Origin of the sequence: Geodermatophilus sp. DF01-2, assembly GCF_004571065.1 — a bacterium.
Lineage (GTDB): Bacteria > Actinomycetota > Actinomycetes > Mycobacteriales > Geodermatophilaceae > Geodermatophilus.
The window spans coordinates 1-20,436 of sequence record NZ_SPQN01000022.1; the positions used below are offsets into that span (position 1 = coordinate 1).

Here is a 20,436-nt window from a genome sequence, read left to right on the forward strand (position 1 = left end):
GGGCGCGCGGCGGGACGGGCGACCGGTGCACGGGCGGCGCGGGCGGCAGCCCGGGCGGCCCGGCGCGCGGCCATCCGCTCCCGGCGCGCGGCGGCCCGGAGCACCACCAGGTAGGCGACCACGGCGAGGTCGAGGAGGCCCTGCACGATCCACAGCCAGGGGCTCCAGAGGAGCGCGCCGACCAGGGCCAGCAGGGTGAGCGCCACCAGGCCGGCCAACGTGCGGCGGCGGACGGCGTGCACGTCCACCCGCAGCTCACCGGAGGTCAGCAGCGCCGCGCGGTCGACGGAGACCCGCTCGGTCTCGGCGAAGACCGCGGGGTCCACCGCCCGCCGGCGCTGCAGCGTCCGGCCGGAGTCGGCCCCCGAGGTACGGGCCGCCTGGGCGTCACCGCGGGTCACCACCATGGGCACCAGCACGACGAACCACAGCACGACCAGAGCGGCCAGCAGCACACCCGAGCCCATCCAGAACACCACCCGTCACACGCGTCACCTGCCGGGCGAAGTTACGGCCTGGACTCCCCCGTTCGAGGGAGGCGCGCGGGCGTGTCACTGACGTGTTGTGTGACAGGAGTGCCGGGACGGCGGCGTGTCGACCCGGCGCCCGCGACCGGCAGGTCGTCAGCGTGGTACGCGGGACTGCCACCGGGCCAGCACACCACCGGGCGCGTCCTCGGCCAGCAGCGCGAAGGTGTCGTGGTCGCGCCAGTCACCGTCGATGTCGAGGTAGCGGCGGAGCAGCCCCTCGTGACGGAACCCGAGCCGGTGCACCAGCCCCCGGCTCGGTGCGTTCTCGGGGCGGATGTCGGCCTGCAGCCGGTGCAGCCGGGCAGCGCCGAACGCGTGGTCGCACACCAGCGCCACGGCGAGCGAGGCCAGCCCCCGGCCGGCGACCGAGCGGTCGACCCAGTACCCGAGGTTGCCCGAGCGCAGCGCACCGCGGACGACGTTGTCGATGGTCACCTGCCCGGCGAGCCGGCCCTCGACCCGGACGACGAACGGCAGCGTCGTCCCCATGGCGGCCCGGCGCAGCACCGCCCGCCGCATCGCCCGGTAAGCCGCCGGTGTGTGCCGGGCCGCCCACGGTGCCGCCGCGGTCGGCTCCCACGGCGCGAGCCACGCCTCGTTGGCCCGGCGGACCCGGCTCCACTCCTCCGCGTCGCGGCGGCGCGGAGGGTGCAGCTCGACCGGGCCCCAGGCCAGGTGTGCGGGCCAGCCGGGCCGCAGGGACGGATCGACCACTGCGCCGCTCAGCCGCCGAGCAGCAGGGGCATGACGGTGACCAGTCCGCCGGCGGCCACCTCGGTGACGTCCTCGTCGATGACGACCAGGCAGTTGGCCCGCGCCATCCGCGCCAGCATCGCCTCCCCACCGTCGCCACCGCCGTCCCCGAGAGGCTCGACGACGTAGCCGCCGTCCGGGTGGCGCATGACCTGGCCGTGCAGGTACTGCCGGTAGCCCAGCGGCGAGACCAGCCGCTCGGCGGCGATCGCCTGCACCGTGCGCCGGAACAGCTGGCGCTTGCCCAGCATCATCCGGATCGCGGGGCGGACGAACACCTCGAAGGCGACCAGTGCCGCGACCGGCTCGCCGGGGACGCAGATCACCGGCACGGTGTCCCGGCCGAGCCGGCCGAAGGCCTGCACGGGGCCGGGGTGCATCGTCACCTGGGCGAACCTCATGGGCCCCAGCTCGGCGAGCACCTCCTGCACCAGGTCGCCCTCGGAGGCGAGGGTGCCGGCGACGAGCACCAGGTCGCTGCGCAGCAGCTGGCTCTCCAGCACCTCGGAGAGGCGTCGTCGCTCGGTGGGCAGGATGCCCCACCGGTAGGCCTCGGCCCCGGCGTCGCGCGCCGCCGCGGCCAGCGCGTAGCTGTTCACGTCGACGACCTGCCCCGGTCCGGGCAGCGTGCTGATCTCGACCAGCTCGCTGCCCGCGGAGAGGACGGCGACCCGCGGCCGCGGGCGCACCTGCACCCGGTCGCGCCCGACGGCGGCGAGGAGGCTGATCTGGGCCGGCCCGATCGGGGTGCCGACCTGCACCGCGGTGGTGCCCGGCGCGACGTCGTCCCCGGCACGGCGCACGTAGCTGCCGGCCACCGGGCCGGCGTGCACGGCCACGGTCACCGTGCCGCCGTCGGTCCACACCGCCGGGACGACGACGTCGGCGCCGGCGGGGAGCATCGCGCCGGCGGCCACCTTGTGCGCCAGCCCCGGCCCGATCGACGCGGGACCACTGGGGCCGGCACCGGTCTCCCCGACCACCGACAGGCGGGCCGGCTCCTCGGGGGTGGCGCCCTCGACGTCCATGGCGCGGGCGGCGTAGCCGTCCAGCGCGGCCTGGTCGAAGGCCGGCAGCGCCCGCTGGCTGATCACCTCCTCCGCGCAGAGCAGGCCCTGCGCGTCGAGGACGGCCAGCTCGATCGGGTCCGGCTGCGGCACCGCCGAGAGGATCTCGTCGAGGTGCTGCTCGACCGTCCGTGGCGGCGCCGGTCCGGCCGGGGGCGGCGGCACCTGGCCACGGTCGATCGCCGTCGTCTCGTGCACGGGGGCGCCGGGGACCGCGGCGTCACCGGCGGGCGCCGGCGGCGGCGCGTCCCGCACCGGGGTGCCCCGGCGCAGGTCCAGCGCCGTGGTGTCCCGCTGCCCCGGGAGCGTGCCGTCCCTGCCGTCCTCGGTCATGCCCACCACAGGGGTCGATGCTCCCCCCTGAGCGGCTCCGCTCAGGCCTCCGACGCGCCCGGGGCGGGCAGGTCGGCCACGAACTCGGCCAGCCACGCGCGGAACCCCGGCCCGAGGTCGTCCCGCTCGCTGGCCAGCTGCACCACGGCCTTGAGGTAGTCCAGCCGGTCGCCGGTGTCGTAGCGGCGGCCCGAGAAGACCACGCCGTGCACCGGTTCGCCGCGCTCGACCAGGGTGGCGAGGGCGTCGGTCAGCTGGATCTCGCCACCGCGGCCGGGGGCGGTATCGCGGAGGACGTCGAAGACCTCGGGGGCCAGCACGTAGCGGCCGATGATCGCCAGGGAGGACGGCGCCTCGTCGGCCGGGGGCTTCTCCACCAGGCCGGTGACGGCGACGACGTCCGACCCGCCGGGCTCCACGGCGACCGCGCCGTACTTGTCGATGTTCTCGCGGCCGACGTCGAGCAGCGCCACCACCGAGCCGCCGTGCTCGGCCTGCACCTGCAGCATCTGCTCGAGCAGGTGGTCACGGGCGTCGATGATGTCGTCGCCGAGCAGGACGGCGAACGGCTCGTCGCCGACGAAGGCGGCGGCCTGCAGCACCGCGTGGCCCAGCCCGCGGGCCTCGCCCTGCCGGACGAAGTGCACCTGGGCGACCTCGGTGGAGGCGTGCACGGCCGCCAGGCGGTCGGGGTCGCCCTTCTTCTCCAGGGCCGCCTCGAGCTCGGGGACGCGGTCGAAGAAGTCCTCGATCGCACCCTTGCCACGACCGGTGACCATGAGCACCTCGCCCAGACCGGCGCGGGCGGCCTCCTCCACGATGTACTGCAGCGCGGGCCGGTCGACCACCGGCAGCAGCTCCTTGGGCACCGCCTTGGTGGCCGGCAGGAAACGGGTCCCCATCCCCGCGACAGGGATGACGGCCTTCCTCGTCGGGCGCGCGCTCGCAGTCGGCATGCGCAGAGCCTAGTGACCCGGGTCCGGGCGCCCCCGGCCTGGTCAGGCCGGTACGGCGCGTCCGGCCGGGCCGGGACCGTGCCCCGCGGAAACCGGTCAGGCGCGCGGCTCACCGGCAGGCTGGCTAGCCTGCGTCGGTGATCCCCCCGGACGACCCGACCGGGGCCAAGGTCGCGCTCCGCGCACGCTTCCTGGCCCGCCGCGAGACCCGCTCCGCCGAGGAGCGCGCCGCCGCGAACTCCGCGATCACCGCCGCCCTCCTGCGCGGGCTGGCCGGCACCCGCACGCTCGCCGCGTTCGCGCCGGACCCGACCGAGCCCGGCGCCGGTCGGCTGCCGGCGGCCTTCACGCAGCTGCGGGCGCGGGTGCTGCTGCCGGTGGCCCCTCCCGACGGCCGCGAGCTGGGCTGGGCGGTGGACACCGGCCGGCTGACGCCGGGCCGCTTCGGGCTGCTGGAGCCGGTCGGGCCGCGGCTGGGGCCGACCGCGATCGGCACGGCCGAGGTCGTCGTCGTCCCCGCGGTGGCGGTGGCGCGGACGGGGGTGCGCCTCGGCCGCGGCGGGGGCTACTACGACCGTGCGCTGCGGCACGTCCGGCCCGACGCCCGGCTCGTGGCACCGGTCTTCGACGACGAACTGGTCGACGACCTGCCGGTGGAGCCGCACGACCAGCGCGTCACGGCGGTGGTGACCCCCTCGGGGGGCTGGCTCGACCTGGCCTGAGCCCGGCGACCCTCAGGCGTCGCCGCCGGCGAGTAGCGGGACGTCGGAGACCAGGTCGAGGTGCGCGGTCATCGCAGCCGCGGCCGCGGGTGCGTCGCGGGCACGGATGGCCTCGGCGATGGCGCGGTGGCCCGCCAGGCTGCGCGGCGGACGGCCCTCCTGGGACAGCGACTCGATCCGGCTCTCCCGGACCAGGTCGGCGATCTCGGCCATGAGTCGGCCGAGCAGCGGGGAGTGCCCGGCCGCCGTCACCGCCGCGTGGAAGCGCTCGTCCCCGCCGACGCCGCGCCCGCCGCGCCGGACGTCCGCGGCCATCTCCTCCAGGGCGGCGTCGATCTCGGCGAGGTCGGCCTCGGTGCGGCGGCGCGCCGCCAGGGCGGCCAGCCGTACCTCCAGCGCCTGCCGCGCCTCGATGACGTCCCCCAGGTCGTCACGGCGGACGCGCAGGGCCGCCAGCACCGCCTCGGTGCGGGGTGCCGCGAGCAGGACGGTCCCGTCGCCGTGGCGGACCGACACCACGCCGGTGACCTCCAGGGCGACGAGCGCCTGGGCCAGGGTGGCGCGGCTGACCCCGAGGCGGACGGCGAGGTCCCGCTCGGACGGCAGCCGGTCCCCCGGGCCGAGGCCGCTGGAGTCGGCCCAGGCGATCAGCTGCCGGACCACCTGCTCGTACAGGCGTGGGGACCGGCGGAGCGGCTGCGGGCCGCCAGGGGACGTGATGGCGGGCTCACCGGGCGCGGACACGGACCCCCTCCCGGCATGCTGACGACGTGGCGCCTGACACAGTGTCCCCCACGCCAGTGGCTAGGCCACTGATCCACTGAACCAGGAGTCCAGCCCTCCGTCGCCGTAGGAGCTCCCCGTGTCACCGGAGATCGTCACCATCCTGGCGCTCGTCGCGATCTTCGCGATCGCGACGTTCCTGCCCATCAACATGGGAGCGCTGGCCTTCGTGGCCGCCTTCCTCGTCGGCACGCTGTCGGTCGGTCTGACCACCGACGACATCCTCGCCGGTTTCCCCGCCGAGCTGGTCGTGACGCTCATCGGTGTCACCTACCTGTTCGCGATCGCACAGAACAACGGCACGGTCGACCTGCTGGTCCGGGGCGCGGTACGGCTGGTGGGCGGCCACGTCGCCGCGATCCCCTGGATCATGTTCGCGGTCACCGCGCTGCTCACCGCGATCGGCGCCCTCTCCCCCGCCGCGGTCGCCATCGTCGCGCCGATCGCCCTCGGGTTCGCTGCCCGCTACGGGATCAACCCGCTGCTCATGGGCATGATGGTCATCCACGGCGCGCAGGGCGGCGGGTTCTCCCCGATCAGCGTCTACGGCGTCACGGTGAACACCATCGTCGACGACGAGGGCCTGGCGGGCAGCCCGATCGCCGTCTTCCTAGGCAGCCTCTTCTTCAACCTGGCCATCGCCCTGGTGCTCTTCGTCGTGCTGGGCGGCCGCCGGCTGGTCGGCCGGAAGGTGGGGGCCGCGGCACCCGCCGCCGCCGAGCACGCCGATGCCACCGTCGTCCGCGGCCACGGCGCCCCGCCCGGGCCGGCCGTCGGCGGGGGCGACGGAGTGGACGGCGTCACCGAGCCGGAGCGCCCGCAAGGGGTCACCTTCGACCAGGTGCTGACCCTGGTGGGCCTGGCCGCCGTCGCCGTCCTGGCGCTCGTGTTCGACCTCGACATCGGCTTCGTGTCCATCACGGTCGCGACGGTGCTCGCGCTGTTCGCCGCCGCCCGGCACAAGGGCGCGGTGAGCCAGATCAGCTGGTCCACCGTGCTGCTCATCGCCGGCGTCCTGACCTTCGTGTTCGTGCTGCAGGAGGCCGGCACGATCGACTTGGTCGGCGACGCGGTGATCGGGCTCGGCGTGCCGCTGCTCATCGCGCTCCTGCTGGCCTACATCGGCGGGGTGGTGTCGGCCTTCGCCTCGTCGACGGCGATCATCGGCGTCGCCATCCTGCTCGCGGTGCCGTTCCTGCAGTCCGGGGCCATCAGTGCCGTGGGCGTGGTGGTGGCGCTGTCCGTGGCGTCGACGATCGTCGACGTGAGCCCGTTCTCGACCAACGGCGCCCTGGTGCTCGCCAACGCACAGGACGTCGACAAGGACCGCTTCTACAAGCAGATCCTCGCCTACGCCGCGATCGTCGTGGCCGTCGGACCGCTGTTGTCCTGGCTGGTCTTCGTCGTCCCCGGCTGGCTGTGACCCGATGGGACCCGACCCGATGGGAGACGTACCCGTGACCGGACCACTCGACGGAATCCTCGTCGTCGACCTCACCCGCGCCCTGGCCGGGCCGCACGCCGGGATGATGCTCGGCGACCTCGGCGCCCGGGTCGTCAAGGTGGAGAGCCCCGGCTCGGGGGACGACACCCGGGGTTGGGGGCCGCCGTTCGTCCAGCCGGACACCGGCGACCGGGAGTCCACCTACTTCCTGTCCACCAACCGCAACAAGGAGTCGGTCACCCTCGACCTCAAGGACGAGGACGACAAGGCGCTGCTGCGCGAGCTGATCCGCCGCGCCGACGTGCTGCTGGAGAACTTCCGCCCCGGCACGCTGACCCGGCTCGGCTTCGGCACCGACGTGCTCGAGCAGCTCAACCCGCGGCTGGTCACCCTCTCGATCAGCGGCTTCGGCCACGACGGGCCCGAGGGCGGGCGCGCCGGCTACGACCAGATCGCCCAGGGCGAGGCCGGGCTGATGTCGCTCACCGGCCCGGGGCCCGAGGACCCGCAGCGGGTCGGCGTCCCGATCGGCGACCTGCTGGCCGGGATGTACGGGGCCTACGGGGTCGTCGCCGCCCTCCTGGAGCGGGAGCGCACCGGCCACGGCCAGGTGGTGCGCACCTCCCTGCTGGCAGCGATCGTCGGGGTGCACGCCTTCCAGGGGACGGCGTGGACGGTGGCCGGCCAGGTCGGCCGCGCGCAGGGCAACCACCATCCCTCGATCGCTCCCTACGGCCTGTTCCACTGCCAGGGCGGCAGCGTGCAGCTCTCCTGCGGCAACGAGTCGCTGTGGCGGCGGCTGTGCGCGGAGTTCGGCCTCGACCCGGAGGCCCCGGGCCTGGCCACCAACGGCGAGCGGGTGGGGAACCGGCAGCAGGTGATCGAGCTGCTGGAGCGGACCTTCGCCGACCTCTCCCCGGAGGAGCTGCTGGCCCGGCTCGCGGCGGCCGGCATCCCGGCGGGCAAGGTGCGCGCGATCGACGAGGTCTACACCTGGGACCAGACCCTGTCGCAGGGCCTGCTGGTCGACGTCGACCACGCCACGCTCGGCCGGCTGTCCCTGCCCGGTCCGCCGCTGCGGTTCTTCGCTCCGGGGCCGGACGGCGAGACCGAGACGACCCGGCGCGACCACGCCGCGCCGCCGGTGCTGGGCTCCTCGAACGAGGCGATCCGCGCCTGGCTGCGGTCGTGACGCGGTCGCTCGACGCCCGCGCGCTGCGGGATCTCGTCCTCGACCCCGGGTCGTGGCAGTCCTGGGACCGGCCGATCACGGTCGGCGACGTCCCGGAGTCCTACGCCGCCGAGCTGGCCCGGGCGGCGGAGAAGACGCGGCAGGACGAGGCGATCATCACCGGGGAGGGGCGGCTGCGGGGACGGCGGGTGGCCGTGATCGCCGGCGAGTTCGGCTTCCTCGCCGGGTCGATCGGGGTGGCCGCGGCCGACCGGCTGATCGCCGCGGTCGAGCGGGCCACCGAGGAGGGGCTGCCGCTGCTGGCCGCGCCGGTGTCCGGCGGCACTCGCATGCAGGAGGGCACCGTCGCGTTCCTGCAGATGATCGGGATCACCGCGGCGATCGCCCGGCACAAGGAGGCCGGGCTGCCCTACCTGGTCTACCTGCGGCACCCCACCTTCGGCGGGGTGCTGGCGTCGTGGGGGTCGCTGGGGCACGTGACCATCGCCGAGCCCGGCGCCTCCATCGGCTTCCTCGGCCCGCGGGTCTACCAGGCGCTCTACGGCGAGCCGTTCCCCGAGGGCGTGCAGAAGGCCGAGCACCTGGCCGACCGCGGGCTGATCGACGCCGTCGTCCCGCACGAGGAGATCGCCGAGGTCGCCGACCGGGCGCTGCGGGTGCTCGCCGCCCGGCAGACCTGGCACCGGGACGTCGCCGACGCCGAGCCGCCGACCCCCGAGGACGGCACCGACGCCGGGTCGGGCGGGGCGGACGGTGCAGACGGGCGCAGCGCATGGGAGGTCGTCACCGCGTCCCGCCGCGAGGACCGGCCGGGGGTGCGGCGGCTGCTGCGGACGGCGGCCACCGACGTCGTCGGGCTGTCCGGCACCGGTGCCGGCGAGAAGGATCCCGGGCTGCTGCTCGCCCTGGCCCGCTTCGGCGGGGCGCCCTGCGTCGTCCTCGGCCAGGACCGGCGCGGGCAGTCGCTGTCGGTGCCGCTGGGGCCGGCCGCGCTGCGCGAGGCCCGGCGCGGGATGCGGCTGGCCGCCGAGCTGCGGCTGCCGCTGGTCACCCTGATCGACACCCCCGGTGCGGCGCTGTCGAAGGAGGCCGAGGAGGGCGGGCTGGCCGCCGAGATCGCCCGCTGCCTGGAGGACCTGGTGACGCTCCGGGCGCCGACGCTGGCGGTGCTGCTGGGCCAGGGCACCGGCGGCGGGGCGCTGGCGCTGGTGCCGGCCGATCGGGTGCTGGCGGCGGCCAACGGCTGGCTGGGTCCGCTGCCGCCGGAGGGCGCCTCGGCGATCGTGCACCGCACCGTCGACCGTGCCGACGAGATGGCCGCCGACCAGGGGGTGCGGGCGACGGACCTGTGGCGGGCCGGCATCGTCGACCGGGTGGTGCCCGAGCGGCCGGACGCCGCCGACGAGCCGGTCGAGTTCTGCCGGCGGCTGGGACGGGTGCTCGGCGAGGAGCTGGCCAACCTGCTCGGGCGGGACGACGGCGAGCGCTTCCGCACCCGGCTGCACCGCTACCGCCACCTCGGCCGCTGAGCCGCGGTCACCGTCCCGTCCCCGCCCCGCCCCCGCCCCCACCCCCGCCCCGACGATCAGGTCAGCTGGTCGTTCCGGTTCCGGGCTCAGGACCAGTGGTGAGCCTGGAGCCGGAACGGTGAGCCCGGACGGCGGATCGGTGAGGATGCCCGGCGTGGACCGACGACCCGTCCGGCGGCTGCGGCCCGATCCCGGCGCACCCCGGCCACCGGACGGCGGGTGGCCGCGCACCGTACCGGCGGTCGCGCAAATGCTGCGCGAGGGGCTGGAGCTGCCGGCCGGCGCGACCGTGCTGGTCGGCGAGAACGGGTCGGGCAAGTCAACGGTGCTCGAGGTGCTGGCCGCGGCGCTGGGCCTCAACGCCGAGGGCGGGTCGGCCGGCGCCCGCCACGAGACCCGGCGCAGCGAGCCCGGCTCCCTGGACCTGATCGTGGAGCGCAGCCCGGGCGCCGCACGCTGGGCCTACTTCCTGCGCGACGAGACCCTGCACGGCCTCTACAGCTACCTGGAGGAGAACCCGGAGCCGAGACGCCCGGAGCCGCGGTTCCACGAGATGTCGCACGGCGAGGGGTTCCTCGCGCTGCTGGGCGACCGGGCCACGCGTCCCGGCTTCTACCTCCTCGACGAGCCGGACGCCGCCCTGTCGTTCACCGGCACCCTCTCCCTCATGGTCCGGTTGACGGAACTGGTCGCGGACGGGGCGCAGGTCGTCGTCGCCACCCACTCCCCCGTGCTGGCCGCGCTGCCCGGCGCGCACCTGCTGGAGGTCGGCACCTGGGGTCTGCGGGAGGCGCGGTGGGCCGACCTGGAGCTCGCCGCGAGCTGGCGGCAGTTCCTCGACGACCCCGCATCGTTCCTGCGCCACCTGCGGTGACGGCCACCCCCGGCCACCGGCGACCAGCTCGAGGCTGCGCAGCCGCACCTCCACCCCCGGGTCCCGCTCGGCCTCCTCGCGATCGGGCATTGGTGCCCGGCTCCAGCGTGGACAGCGGCAGCGGCTCGGACGCCACCGGCGGCGACGCCGGGCGCCGGCCGGCGTCGGCTCCGTCAGCCCGCGGCGTCCCACGGACCTGCTTCCGCTCCTCGATCCGCTCCTTGCTCGCTGCGACGCCCGCGAGGAACCGGCTCTCGGACTCAGATCTCAGCCGACGTCGGCGCCGTGCTCGACGCGCAGGCTGCGGTCGGGGTCGAGCCGGTCGAGCACGGCCTCGAGGGCGTCGCCGAGGGCGCGGGCCTGCTCGTCGGTGAGCGGGTCGAACAGCGCCGCGCGGACGGCGTCGACGTGACCGGGCGCGACCGACCGGACGACGTCCCACCCCGCGTCGGTGAGGACGGCGACGTTGCCCCGGCCGTCCTCGGCTGAGCGCTGACGCCGCACCCAGCCCCGCTCCTCGAGCCGGGCCACCGTGTGGGACAGCCGGCTCTGCGACTGGTTGGCCCGCCGAGCCAGGTCGCTCATGCGCCGGCTGCGACCCGGCGCCTCCGACAGCATCGCCAGGACGACGTAGGCCGCATGGCTGAGGCCGGCGTCGCGCTGCAACTGGGCGTCGAGAACCCGCGGGAGGAGCTCGGCGACGGTCAGCCAGGCCCGCCAGGTCCGCTGCTGCTCCTCGTCGAGCCACCGCTGTATCACGTGCCGAACCGTACTGGGGAGCGTCCCCGGCGCGGCCGGATTCGCGGCGCGCCCGTGCGGACCGGGCCCCGGGGGGCAGGACCGGACGCGGATGGCGAGGATGGCGATGTCGTCCTCGCGGCGGCGCATGAGGCCGCGCCCGTCGGACTCCCGCCGCGCGAGGTCCGGGACGGACGGATCCTCCATCGGGCAGCCGCGGGCCACCCGTGGGGCCTTGGGCGTCCGACGCGTGGGCGGGATCGACCGGGCGAGGCCGGACACGGCGAACGCCGGCGCCCTGCTGGCGGCCTCCGCGCGACGCGCTCCTCACACCTTGCCTCGGCACGTGGACGGACGCCGTCCGGGCGCGCATCATTGGCAGTCGCCGGGTGCGAGTGCCAGCCCGGCCCGTCCGACGAGGAGTGCCCGCACCGTGCCCACGTACCAGTACGCCTGCACCAACCCCGCCGGCAAGCACGACTTCGAGGTGGTGCAGTCCTTCACCGACGCCCCGGTGAGCGAGTGCCCCGAGTGCAGCAGCCCGGTGCGCAAGGTCTACGGCTCGATCGGCGTGGTGTTCAAGGGCTCGGGCTTCTACCGCACCGACAGCCGGTCCGGTTCGTCGTCGGACGAGTCGAGCTCGTCGTCCGCCGGCAAGAAGGACGCCGCGCCCGCCGCCGCGAGCAGCTCGTCGTCCTCGGGCGACTCGTCCTCGTCGAGCAGCTCCACGTCTGCCAGCAGCAGCGCCGCCGCGAGCTGACCGGGCCGCGGTCCACAGGTACCCTCGCTCTCCACAACCCGGCGCTCGCCGACCCGCCGCCGGCCGCGGGCGGCCAGCGTGGACCCATGGTCCGCCTCCGCCGCCCGCGCCGGCCGTTGCACACCGCGCGGCAGGTTCTCGCCGCACTGCTCGCCGTCGCCGCGCTCGTCCTGGCCCTGCGTCCGGCACCGGCCCCGGCCCGCGCGCCGGCCACGGTCCCGGTCGTCGTGGCCGTGGTCGACCTGGCTCCGGGCGCCGTCCTCACCGAGGACGACCTCACCGTGGCCCGGTACCCGCCGGCCCTGCGGCCCGGCGGGACGGCGGAGGACCCGGAAGCGCTCGTGGGTCGGGTGCTCGCCGGCGGCGTCCGGTCCGGCGAGCCGGTCACCGACGCCGGCCTCGTGGGAGCCGGCCTGACCGCCCAGCTCGACGCCGGGCAGGTCGCGGCGCCGGTGCGCCCGGCCGACCTCGCGGTCAGCGCCCTCGTCCGCCCCGGCGACCGGGTCGACGTCCTGGCCACACCGCCCGGTGCCGAACGCGCCGAGGTGGTCGCCGCCGGCGCGCTCGTCCTCGCCGCACCCGGTCCGGACGACGCCGGCGACGGCCTGCTGCTGCTCGCCGTGGACGGCGACACCGCCGCCCTGCTGGCCGCCGCGGCGACCACTGCCACGCTGACGCTCAGCCTGTCGCCACGCTGGGAACCGGGTGCTGGACCGGCCCTGCCGGGTGTGGGTGGATGACGCCGTGCTCAAGGGCTTCAAGGACTTCCTGCTGCGCGGCAACGTCGTCGAACTGGCCGTCGCGGTCGTCATTGGTGCGGCCTTCACGGCCGTCGTCAACCAGTTCGCCGAGTCGTTCCTGACCCCGCTGGTCGGCCTCGTCGGCGGCGGTGGGCAGCTGGGCGGCGCCTTCGAGGTCGACCAGCAGGTGTTCGCCTGGGGCGCGTTCGTCAGCCAGGTGATCACCTTCGTGCTGACCGCAGCGATCATCTACCTCCTCGTCGTGCTGCCGATGAAGACGCTCGTGGAGCGGCGCGCCCGGGGCGAGGAGCCCGGCCCGGCACAGCCGACCCAGGTCGAGCTGCTGGTCGAGATCCGCGACCTGCTGCGCGCCAGGCAGGGCGCCGCCCCGGCCCAGGCCCCGTCCAGAGGCTCCGGCCCCGTCTAGAGCTCGCCGCGAGCGTGCGAGCGGTGAGGAGGACGGGATCCTCCTCCGAGCGGTGAGGAGGACGGCGGCCCCTCTGCAGGGTCCCGCCGCGAGCTGGCGAGCGGTGGGGGGCAGAGGGGTCTTTCTTCAGTCGCTGCCCCAGTGCGGCGGACGGTCCTCGAGGTAGCGCCGGTCGGCCGCGGACCGGTCGTCCGGCCGCTCGCCCCAGCCCACGCCGCGGTCGTCGGGCGCCCGCTCGACCGGCGCGGCCGGGGCGGGCCGCGGCGGCTCGGCCACCGGCCGGCCCAGCCCCTCGAGGACCTCGGCGGCGGGCAACGCGGCCAGCGCAGCGCCGGACACCGCGAGCTTGCTGCCCCGCGTCCCCGACCCGACGACGACCAGCTCGGGGGTGGCGACGGCGGGGTCCACGAGCACCGGCCAGGACGGCGGCAGCCCGAGCGGGGTGATGCCGCCGTAGGCCATGCCGCTCTCGGCGACGGCGACGTCCTGCGGGGCGAAGGAGACCTTGCGGGCCCCCAGGTGGCGGCGGACCAGGCCGTTGACGTCGGCGCGGGTGGTCGCCGGGACGAGGCATGCGACCAGCTCGGTCTGCCCGGCGCGGCGTGCGGCGACGACCACGCAGTTCGCCGAGACCTCCAACGGCACCCCGTAGGCGTCGGTGAAGGCGGCGGTGTCGGCCAGGTCGGCGTCGATCTCGGCGACCCAGGCGGGGGCGGTCAGCTCCCCCAGCGCCGCGGCCACGGGGGCGGCCAGCAGCTCGGGCCGCTCGGCGGCGGGCGTCCAGGTCAGCGATCCGAGACGGGGAGCGGTCGAGGGGTCCACGGCGTCGATCCTGCCCCGGGGCCCGGCTGCCGCGGCGGGTGCCCCACTGGCCGGACCGGCACGGGCCCCACGAGGATGGGCACATGATCGGCCAGTTGCACTCCGTCGTCATCGACGCTCCGGACGCCCACGCCCTCGCGACCTTCTACGCCGAGCTGCTCGGGATGGAGGTCAGCAAGGGGTCCTCCGGCGACGACTGGGTGGTCGTCACCGGGCAGGGGTACCGGCTGGCGTTCCAGCAGGCCCCGGACCTGCAGCCCCCGGACTGGCCCGACCCGGACCGCCCGCAGCAGTTCCACCTCGACGTGCGGGTGGCCGACGTCGAGGAGGCCGAGCCGAAGGTACTGGCGCTGGGCGCACGCCGGCTGCCCGGCGGCGGGGGCGACTTCCGCGTCTACGCCGACCCGGTGGGCCACCCCTTCTGCCTGGTGTGGGACGCGTGATGGCCGAGCGGCCCGACGTCGGCCTGGCCTCCGCCAGCCGGTTCGTCGCCGCGACCGGGTTCGACGTCGCCGAGGCCAGCGGCACCCGGGTGACCGGTACGGTGCAGGTCGGGCCCGACCAGCACACCCCGTGGGGTGTCGTGCACGGCGGGCTCTACTGCGCCGTCATCGAGTCGGCCGCCAGCATCGGCGCCAGCATGGCGGTGGCCGACTCCGGGCAGTTCGCGGTCGGCGTCAACAACAACACCGACTTCATCCGCAGCATGACCGAGGGACGGCTCGACGTCGTCGCCGAGCCGGTGCAGCAGGGCCGCACCCAGCAGCTCTGGCAGGTGCTGCTGACCCGGGCCGAGGACGGCAAGCTCGTCGCCCGCGGCCAGGTGCGGCTGCAGAACGTGCCGCTGCCCGGCACGTGACGTCCTCCGCCCGGGCGGTGCGGGCGGCCCTCGCCGCTCGCGCGGTGGCGGCGGCGCACGGAATCCGGGTGGACGCACCGACGGTCCTGCAGGACGGCGTCAACGTCGTCGCCCACCTGGTTCCCGCGCCGGTCGTGGCCCGGGTGGTAACCCTGACGACGCTCCTGCGTCCGCCGCCGCTGCGCTCCCTCGCCCGCGAGGTCGCCGTCGCCGCAGCGCTCGCGGCATCGGGTGCACCGGTCGTCCCGCCCAGCGACGTCCTCCCGCCGGGGCCGCACCGGTACGCGGGGCTGGAGCTGACGTTCTGGCGGTACGTCGAGGTGCAGCCGCAGACGCCGTCCCCTGTCGAGGTCGGGACCGCACTGGCCGAGTTGCACGCCCACCTGGCCGAGGTCCGGGTGTCCGGCGCACCGCTGGACACCCCGCTGGACGACCTCGCCCGCTTCCTCGAGCGCGGTCCGGCCTGGGGCGCCACCCCCGCGCAGGTGGAGCGGCTCGGGGCCCGGCTGGCGCAGCTGCGGCCGCGGCTGGTCGGGGAGGTCGTCGCGCTGCACGGCGACGCGCACCCGGCGAACCTGCTGGCCACGCGCGGCGGCTGGCGCTGGACCGACCTGGAGGACACCTGTCCGGGCCCGCGCGCCTGGGACCTCGCCTGCCTGCGCGCCACCTCGCGACTGGACGGCCGGGCCGCGCTCGACGCCTACCCCGGCGCCCCGACCGACGACGAGCTCGCGCCGTGGCTGGAGCTGCGCCGACTGCACGCCGCGGCGTGGTCGCTGGTCGCCGCGGCCGGGCACCCGCAGCTGCGGCCGGCGGCGCAGGAGCGGCTGGCGACCGTCCTCGGCTGACCGCCGCGTCATCCCGAGTGGCTCGGGTCCAGGGTCACCGAGAAGAAGGCGCGCGGGTCCTGCAGCGTCGCCGGGGGCAGCGCCGCTGACCGGGGCACCACCCGGTCCCAGCGGGCCGGACGGCGGTGCGGCAGCAGCTCGCGCCCCTGGAACAGGTAGTCCCCCACGACCTCGCCGAGCAGCAGCCCCGCGCCGTGCTCGACGGGCAGGCCCACCCGGTCGCCCGGCTGCACCTCGTCGAGGAAGGCCGACAGCTGGCGCAGGTCCTTGGCCGGGCGCCGGCCGGAGATCTCCTTCGCCAGCGCGCGGAGCTCGGCCGGGGACAGCTCGGTGGCGTCGACGTCGATGCCCGACTGGGTGCCCAGTCCGATCACACCGGCGGCCAGGCATGCACCGAGTTCGTCGTGCGTGCGGGGGCGCACCACCCACACCCGCACGCCCTGGGGCGGCGGGGTCGGCGGCACGTCGTCCGGCTCGGGCCAGACGTAGGGCAGGTCCTCGGGCTCGGTGCCGAACACCGGGGCGAAGCGAGGCCGGTAGAAGTCCGGCTCCTTGGCCAGCAGGTTCGACCGGTGCGAGAGGTGCAGCGCCTCGTCACCGACCCAGGAGGGCAGCATCCCGGCGCGGGCCAGCTCCTCCTGCGGGACGCCGACCACGTCAGGAGCGAACTCCGCGATCAGGGTGTGCGTGCTGTCGGCGAACCCGCGCTTGCGCCATACCCGGACCATCGCCAGCCCGTAAGCCACCAGCGCCGGAGTGCGCCCCCGCCACATCCGGACCACCGGGTGCGAGGCCCAGCCGTAGTCGGGCAGCTCCAGAGCCCGCAGCACCTGCAGCGTCTCGACCCGCTGCTTGCCCAGGCGCGGCGCGTCCAGGAAGCGGGCGCTCTCCTCGAAGTCGGCGACGGGCAGGAAGGTCTGCATCGCCGTCGATCCTCGCCGAGGACGGCACCGCCCGCCCGGTGTGCCCGCGGCGTCGTCCCCGGCCCGGCCCGCCGCCCACCGGCGCCGCCGGTCGACCGTCGGCCGGAGGCCGTCTCGGTGCGGACCAAGAACGGACTCACGCGGCCAGACGCCGGACCAGGTCGGGCAGCACCGTCCCGAGCGGGGCGTCCACCCGGACGTCGACCTTCGCGTCCCCACGGGTCGGGCCGAGGTTGACCAGCGCGACGGGGATGCCGAGCTTCTCGGCGCGCAGCACGAACCGGTAGCCGCTCATCACCGTCAGCGAGGAGCCCAGGACCAGCAGGGAGCCGGCCCGCTCGACCAGCGAGAAGCAGACGTCCACCCGGTCCCGCGGCACCGTCTCGCCGAAGAAGACGACGTCGGGCTTGAGCGGGCCGCGACCGCAGGCCCCGCAGTCGACCATGACGAACCCGTCGAGGAGCTCGTCGGGCAGTTCGGCGTCACCGTCGGGGTTGACCTCGTCCACGTGCGGCCCGAAATGCGGGTTGACCATCCGCAGCCGCTGGTCGAGCTCGGCGCGGTCGGCGACGTCGCCGCAGGCGAGGCAGACCGTGCGGTCCAGGCCGCCGTGCAGCTCGACGACGTCCCGCGCGCCGGCGGCCTGGTGCAGCCCGTCGACGTTCTGCGTGATGACCCCGGCCACCAGCCCGGCCCGCTGCAGGTCGGCGACCGCCCGGTGCCCGGCGTTGGGCCGGGCCTCCCGGATCTGCCGCCAGCCGACGAAGCTGCGTGCCCAGTACCGGTGCCGCCCGCGGGGGTCGCGGAGGAAGGTCTGGTACGTCATCGGCGTGTGCCGGCGCAGCGACCCGGTGGCCCCGCGGTAGTCGGGGATGCCGGAGTCGGTGGACAGGCCGGCGCCGGAGAGCACGACGACGTCGCCGTCCCCCACGAGCCCGGTCAAGGCGTCGAGGGTGTCGGGGTCGGCGACGGTGGGGACGGCGGTCACGCGGCCATGGTCCCCCTCGGTCGCCGCCCGTGCCGCCGGCTCAGGAGACCGCGACCTCCCGGTCCAGCCGGCCCAGCAGGTCCTCGTACACCCGGCGCAGGCCCTTCGGGGCGAAGGTCCGCTCGAAGAAGCCGCCCACGCCCCCGGCGCCGTTCCAGGTGGTGCGCACCCGCACCGTGGTGATCCGGGAGTCCGCCGGGTGCACCGTCCACGTGGTCACCATCGAGGAACGGGTGTCGGTCTCCACCAGCGTGTCGGCGTCGGGCTGGCTGACCTCGACCAGCTGGTCGCGCACCCGCTTGGAGGTGGCGGCGAAGCGCCAGGCGACACGGGTGCCCGCGCCCTGACCGCCGGCCTCGACCCGGTAGTCGCTGAACTGCTCGGGGAGCACCCGGCGACGCGTTCCCTCGTAGTCGGCGAGAGCGGACCGCACCCGGTCCACCGGCGCCGTGACGACCCGTTCCGCGGTGGTGACGACCTGACCCATGCCCTCATCCTGCCGTCGTCACCGGCGGCCCCGCCGCCAGGGCTCCCAGTTGGCGCACGGCTGGGACGAACGCGACCCGACCCCGGCGCACGGCGGGCGTTGCGCCGGCCAGGCCGGCTCGCCGTTCTCGTCGGGAACCTGCAGCTCATCGCGGAGCGTCCAGCCGTTGAGGAAGATCTCGCAGTCGCAGAAGCCGCCGCAGGCCTCCATGCGGCGCTCCAGGCCGGTGGCCCGCGGCAGCCGGAGGTCCCGCCAGCGACGCGCCCAGCGCAACGTGCAGTCGCAGCCGAACGCGTCGAGCATGCGCTCGACGTAGCAGAGCACGCACTCGGCCGGCTGGGGCGCGGTGAGCGCCGTCGCCAGGCCGGCGAGGTGCTGCTCGAGCTCGTTCGGTGTCCTGATCTCCACGGGGCCTCCTCGATCGGTGGGAGGCCAGGCTCGGCGGAGTGGACGACGATCGCGGCGCGGCTGTCCACAGCGCGTCCCGCCGTCCACACACGGTGCCGTCAGCCGGCGGACTCCTCCGCGTTGAGGTAGGCGCAGCGGAACCGGGCGCCGGACATCGCCTCGGTGAAACGCGCCTCCCAGGCCGGGTCGGTCGCCGGGAAGGTGCTGAACACGCGTTCCTCGAGCACCGCCGGCAGCCCGTCGAGCCCGGTGTAGGAGCGCCGCAGCAGCACCCGGGTCTCGCCGTCGACCTCGTCGTGCGCCGGCGCCCAGCGGGCTCGGGCCACCGCGTCGGTCAGCTCCGCACGGTCGCGACCGGACAGCCGGCCCGGTCCGGCGTCGGCACGCGCGACCGGACGGGACCAGACGCCCAGCTTGTAGAGGAGCAGGCCGGCGACCAGCAGGAGGAGCACGAGCCCGACCAGCGTGACCACCATGGGACGACGGTAGCCAGCGGGAGCGCCGCGGGCGGGCCCCGGACACCGGCCAGCTAACCTCGACCGGTACGCCCCGGTCGGCCACGTGCCGACGAGCCCCCGTAGCTCAGGGGATAGAGCATCGGTTTCCTAAACCGTGTGTCGCAGGTTCGAATCCTGCCGGGGGCACCAAGAAGTTCTGTTTCCAACCTGCGCCGCATGATCCATGCGGCGCAGGTTGTTTCGTTCTGCCTCGTCCGGGTCGCAACCGCCAGGTCCGGATGAGGCGCAGGTCCTCGATCGTCCAGGCGTCGGCGGACGTGTCCGGGGCATCGCCGGACGGTCCAGAGACGTCCTCTGCGTCGTCGGGGACGGTCGAAGCGCCTTGGACGGCCTGAGCGACTTCCGGCCCGACGAGGGTTCGGAACGGCTCGGCCAAGACGGCGCTCATGCCCTCGTCGCTGATGAGGATCTTCTCGAAGAAGGCCTGGTTGTAGAGCCGGCGAACGCTGTCGCTAGCTCGCAGGTACGCCTGGTGGCAGTCACCGAGCAGCTCCAGGGCGAGCTGCAGGCTCTCCTCGACGGTTTCCGCGGCTTGATCCGCCCGCTGAAGCCGGTCCTCGACGTGAGCCAGCTGGCTGGCGATGCGGTCCTGTTCGATCTTCAGTAGGTCGACCGGGACAGCACCGGCATAGTGGGCCTGCAACAACTTGGTTCGTTCGTTGGTCAGCCGCTGACGCTGGGTTGCCAGGTCCATGCGCTCGTGCTCGGCTGCGGAGCGCGACGTCGCCAGCTCCTGGCGGAGGAAGCGCCCGATCTGGCCGCGTAGCTCAACGGGAAGCTCCAGGTCGGCGTAAAAGTCTTCGACGCGTTCTTCGACCGCGGCGATCAGCAGCGCCTTCTGGGTGCACCCGGTTCGTTTCTGGTGACGGCCGAGGCACATGAAGTACGGGTAGGTCGTGCCGTAGCGGTTGGTCGTCAGGTTGACGACGAAGCGGCTGCCGCAGGCCCCGCAGAAGACGGTCGACTTCAGGTAGTGCGGGTGGGCCCGTTGCTTCTCGCCGACTCGATTGCTCGAGAGCACGGTCTGCACCCGCTGCCAGGTCACGTCATCGATGAGCGGGGTATGCCGTCCGGGGTAGCTGGCACCGTTCCAGGTGACTTCACCCTTGTAATAGGGGCTGGTCAGAATCTTGTGCACGATGTTCGGTCGGACTGGCCGGCTGGGCTGCCTGGGCGTGGCGACGGTGCGCAGGCCCCTGCTCTCCAGCTCGTCAGCCAGCTTAAGAATGGTCCAGTTGCCGCTGGCGTACGTCTGGTAGGCCCAGGTGATTAAGGGGCCACGTTCCGGGTCTACGGCGATGGTGCGAACCTCACGACCGTCGGCGGTGGATTCCCGGACGTTTCGGTAGCCAAGGGGCGCTCGGTTGGGGGTCCCGCCGGTGCGGGCCTTCTGGCTCATGCCCTTGACGACTTCATTGGCGAGGTTACGTGAGTAGAACTCAGCGATCGTGCTCATGATCCCGTGCAGCAGCATGCCACTCGGGGTCTCATCGATGTTCTCGGTGGCCGACACCAAGGTGACTCCGGCCTTCTGAAGCGCCAGGTTGATCTCGACGTCGTCGATGCGGTTACGCGCCAGTCGGTCAACCTTGTGTACGAGCACGAAGCCGACCGGATTCTCTTGGACGTAGCGCAGCAACCGCTGTAGCTCGGGCCTGTGAACCGACCGGGCGGATTCACCACGGTCGACGAACTCAGCGGTGATCGTTACCCCGAGAGCTTCGGCCTTGCGCCG

General features: G+C 74.8%; 24 protein-coding genes and 1 tRNA gene. 13 read left to right on the forward strand and 12 right to left on the reverse strand.

All coding sequences use genetic code 11. From position 1 onward, the window contains the following. The 4 genes from E4P41_RS08385 to E4P41_RS08400 all read right to left on the reverse strand — a co-directional run. The coding region (locus E4P41_RS08385; protein ID WP_245177194.1) for a hypothetical protein at positions 1 to 479 on the reverse strand (479 nt) is incomplete at its 3' end. A 144-nt stretch (positions 480 to 623) separates the two neighbouring features. Further along, a complete protein-coding gene (locus E4P41_RS08390; RefSeq protein WP_135140493.1) occupies positions 624 to 1,244 on the reverse strand; it encodes a GNAT family protein in 621 nt (206 codons plus the stop codon). An 8-nt stretch (positions 1,245 to 1,252) separates the two neighbouring features. After that, positions 1,253 to 2,683, reverse strand: a complete 1,431-nt coding sequence (gene glp, locus E4P41_RS08395) for a gephyrin-like molybdotransferase Glp (RefSeq protein WP_245177195.1) — start codon at positions 2,681 to 2,683, stop codon at positions 1,253 to 1,255. 41 nt (positions 2,684 to 2,724) lie between these two features. Beyond that, positions 2,725 to 3,639 (reverse strand): UTP--glucose-1-phosphate uridylyltransferase, encoded by a 915-nt coding sequence (locus E4P41_RS08400; RefSeq protein ID WP_135140495.1) that lies wholly within the window; start codon positions 3,637 to 3,639, stop codon positions 2,725 to 2,727. A gap of 137 nt (positions 3,640 to 3,776) precedes the next feature. Between E4P41_RS08400 and E4P41_RS08405 the strand changes: the two genes are divergently transcribed. Beyond that, positions 3,777 to 4,361, forward strand: coding sequence for a 5-formyltetrahydrofolate cyclo-ligase (locus E4P41_RS08405; protein ID WP_135140496.1), 585 nt, complete (start codon positions 3,777 to 3,779; stop codon positions 4,359 to 4,361). Between the two features lie 12 nt (positions 4,362 to 4,373). Here the strand turns inward: E4P41_RS08405 and E4P41_RS08410 are convergent, their stop codons facing one another. Next, complete coding sequence (locus tag E4P41_RS08410; RefSeq protein WP_209307601.1) at positions 4,374 to 5,105, reverse strand: FCD domain-containing protein; 732 nt, start codon at positions 5,103 to 5,105, stop codon at positions 4,374 to 4,376. A 118-nt stretch (positions 5,106 to 5,223) separates the two neighbouring features. Between E4P41_RS08410 and E4P41_RS08415 the strand changes: the two genes are divergently transcribed. The 4 genes from E4P41_RS08415 to E4P41_RS08430 all read left to right on the forward strand — a co-directional run bounded on the left by E4P41_RS08415 (position 5,224) and on the right by E4P41_RS08430 (position 10,183). Further along, on the forward strand, positions 5,224 to 6,567 hold the full coding sequence (locus E4P41_RS08415; protein WP_135140498.1) for an SLC13 family permease: 1,344 nt from the start codon (positions 5,224 to 5,226) through the stop codon (positions 6,565 to 6,567). 34 nt (positions 6,568 to 6,601) lie between these two features. Further along, entirely contained in the window at positions 6,602 to 7,780 is a 1,179-nt protein-coding gene (locus tag E4P41_RS08420; RefSeq protein WP_209307602.1) for a CoA transferase, read from the forward strand. Then, a complete protein-coding gene (locus tag E4P41_RS08425; RefSeq protein ID WP_135140502.1) occupies positions 7,777 to 9,309 on the forward strand; it encodes a carboxyl transferase domain-containing protein in 1,533 nt (510 codons plus the stop codon). Before E4P41_RS08420 ends, E4P41_RS08425 begins: the two co-directional genes overlap by 4 nt. A 154-nt stretch (positions 9,310 to 9,463) precedes the next feature. Further along, the gene (locus E4P41_RS08430; RefSeq protein ID WP_209307603.1) at positions 9,464 to 10,183 is read left to right on the forward strand and encodes an AAA family ATPase; all 720 of its coding nucleotides are present in this window, start codon (positions 9,464 to 9,466) and stop codon (positions 10,181 to 10,183) included. Between the two features lie 267 nt (positions 10,184 to 10,450). Here E4P41_RS08430 and E4P41_RS08435 read toward each other — a convergent pair whose 3' ends face one another. Continuing rightward, a complete protein-coding gene (locus tag E4P41_RS08435) occupies positions 10,451 to 10,942 on the reverse strand; it encodes a MarR family transcriptional regulator (protein WP_135140505.1) in 492 nt (163 codons plus the stop codon). Between the two features lie 412 nt (positions 10,943 to 11,354). On the opposite strand from E4P41_RS08435, the gene E4P41_RS08440 reads away from it, so the two are divergent. The 3 genes from E4P41_RS08440 to mscL all read left to right on the forward strand — a co-directional run bounded on the left by E4P41_RS08440 (position 11,355) and on the right by mscL (position 12,848). After that, positions 11,355 to 11,681 carry an FmdB family zinc ribbon protein gene (locus tag E4P41_RS08440; protein ID WP_135140507.1) on the forward strand — a complete coding sequence of 109 codons (327 nt, stop codon included), beginning with the start codon at positions 11,355 to 11,357 and terminating at the stop codon, positions 11,679 to 11,681. 86 nt (positions 11,682 to 11,767) lie between these two features. Further along, positions 11,768 to 12,421, forward strand: coding sequence for a Flp pilus assembly protein CpaB (gene cpaB / locus E4P41_RS08445; RefSeq protein WP_135140509.1), 654 nt, complete (start codon positions 11,768 to 11,770; stop codon positions 12,419 to 12,421). Beyond that, the gene (gene mscL, locus E4P41_RS08450) at positions 12,387 to 12,848 is read left to right on the forward strand and encodes a large conductance mechanosensitive channel protein MscL (protein WP_245177196.1); all 462 of its coding nucleotides are present in this window, start codon (positions 12,387 to 12,389) and stop codon (positions 12,846 to 12,848) included. The genes cpaB and mscL overlap by 35 nt, the downstream gene beginning before the upstream one ends. Before the next feature lie 126 nt (positions 12,849 to 12,974). On the opposite strand, the gene E4P41_RS08455 is transcribed toward mscL, so the two are convergent. Continuing rightward, positions 12,975 to 13,670 (reverse strand): YbaK/EbsC family protein, encoded by a 696-nt coding sequence (locus E4P41_RS08455; RefSeq protein WP_135140511.1) that lies wholly within the window; start codon positions 13,668 to 13,670, stop codon positions 12,975 to 12,977. An 83-nt stretch (positions 13,671 to 13,753) separates the two neighbouring features. Between E4P41_RS08455 and E4P41_RS08460 the strand changes: the two genes are divergently transcribed. The 3 genes from E4P41_RS08460 to E4P41_RS08470 are packed head-to-tail and all read left to right on the forward strand — an operon-like array spanning position 13,754 to position 15,377. After that, positions 13,754 to 14,113 (forward strand): VOC family protein, encoded by a 360-nt coding sequence (locus E4P41_RS08460; RefSeq protein WP_135140513.1) that lies wholly within the window; start codon positions 13,754 to 13,756, stop codon positions 14,111 to 14,113. Further along, positions 14,113 to 14,529, forward strand: coding sequence for a PaaI family thioesterase (locus tag E4P41_RS08465; RefSeq protein WP_135140515.1), 417 nt, complete (start codon positions 14,113 to 14,115; stop codon positions 14,527 to 14,529). Before E4P41_RS08460 ends, E4P41_RS08465 begins: the two co-directional genes overlap by 1 nt. Further along, positions 14,526 to 15,377 (forward strand): phosphotransferase, encoded by an 852-nt coding sequence (locus E4P41_RS08470; RefSeq protein ID WP_167760979.1) that lies wholly within the window; start codon positions 14,526 to 14,528, stop codon positions 15,375 to 15,377. Before E4P41_RS08465 ends, E4P41_RS08470 begins: the two co-directional genes overlap by 4 nt. 8 nt (positions 15,378 to 15,385) lie before the next feature. Here the strand turns inward: E4P41_RS08470 and E4P41_RS08475 are convergent, their stop codons facing one another. From E4P41_RS08475 to E4P41_RS08495, 5 genes are all read right to left on the reverse strand, one after another. Beyond that, positions 15,386 to 16,300: an MSMEG_6728 family protein gene (locus tag E4P41_RS08475; protein ID WP_135140517.1), complete on the reverse strand. Its 915-nt coding sequence runs from the start codon at positions 16,298 to 16,300 to the stop codon at positions 15,386 to 15,388. 136 nt (positions 16,301 to 16,436) lie between these two features. Further along, positions 16,437 to 17,288, reverse strand: coding sequence for an NAD-dependent protein deacetylase (locus E4P41_RS08480; protein ID WP_135140518.1), 852 nt, complete (start codon positions 17,286 to 17,288; stop codon positions 16,437 to 16,439). Between the two features lie 40 nt (positions 17,289 to 17,328). Then, positions 17,329 to 17,775, reverse strand: a complete 447-nt coding sequence (locus tag E4P41_RS08485) for an SRPBCC family protein (RefSeq protein ID WP_135140520.1) — start codon at positions 17,773 to 17,775, stop codon at positions 17,329 to 17,331. An 18-nt stretch (positions 17,776 to 17,793) separates the two neighbouring features. Continuing rightward, positions 17,794 to 18,183 (reverse strand): DUF2695 domain-containing protein, encoded by a 390-nt coding sequence (locus E4P41_RS08490; protein ID WP_245177197.1) that lies wholly within the window; start codon positions 18,181 to 18,183, stop codon positions 17,794 to 17,796. Positions 18,184 to 18,281: 98 nt separating this feature from the next. Next, positions 18,282 to 18,659, reverse strand: a complete 378-nt coding sequence (locus tag E4P41_RS08495) for a hypothetical protein (RefSeq protein WP_135140522.1) — start codon at positions 18,657 to 18,659, stop codon at positions 18,282 to 18,284. 95 nt (positions 18,660 to 18,754) lie between these two features. Here E4P41_RS08495 and E4P41_RS08500 point away from each other — a divergent pair. Together E4P41_RS08500 and E4P41_RS22000 are read left to right on the forward strand one after the other, a co-directional pair. Beyond that, positions 18,755 to 18,830, forward strand: a tRNA-Arg gene (locus tag E4P41_RS08500). Between the two features lie 193 nt (positions 18,831 to 19,023). Continuing rightward, on the forward strand, positions 19,024 to 19,308 hold the full coding sequence (locus tag E4P41_RS22000) for a hypothetical protein (RefSeq protein WP_167760980.1): 285 nt from the start codon (positions 19,024 to 19,026) through the stop codon (positions 19,306 to 19,308). Positions 19,309 to 20,436: the final 1,128 nt, after the last annotated feature.

Coding starts and splice junctions, on each gene's coding strand:
- glp (WP_245177195.1), bottom strand. CDS start 2,683: ATGACCGAGGACGGCAGGGACGGCACGCTCCCGGGGCAGCGGGACACC.
- E4P41_RS08400 (WP_135140495.1), bottom strand. CDS start 3,639: ATGCCGACTGCGAGCGCGCGCCCGACGAGGAAGGCCGTCATCCCTGTC.
- cpaB (WP_135140509.1), top strand. CDS start 11,768: ATGGTCCGCCTCCGCCGCCCGCGCCGGCCGTTGCACACCGCGCGGCAG.
- E4P41_RS08460 (WP_135140513.1), top strand. CDS start 13,754: ATGATCGGCCAGTTGCACTCCGTCGTCATCGACGCTCCGGACGCCCAC.
- E4P41_RS08465 (WP_135140515.1), top strand. CDS start 14,113: ATGGCCGAGCGGCCCGACGTCGGCCTGGCCTCCGCCAGCCGGTTCGTC.
- E4P41_RS08475 (WP_135140517.1), bottom strand. CDS start 16,300: ATGCAGACCTTCCTGCCCGTCGCCGACTTCGAGGAGAGCGCCCGCTTC.
- E4P41_RS08485 (WP_135140520.1), bottom strand. CDS start 17,775: ATGGGTCAGGTCGTCACCACCGCGGAACGGGTCGTCACGGCGCCGGTG.
- E4P41_RS08495 (WP_135140522.1), bottom strand. CDS start 18,659: ATGGTGGTCACGCTGGTCGGGCTCGTGCTCCTCCTGCTGGTCGCCGGC.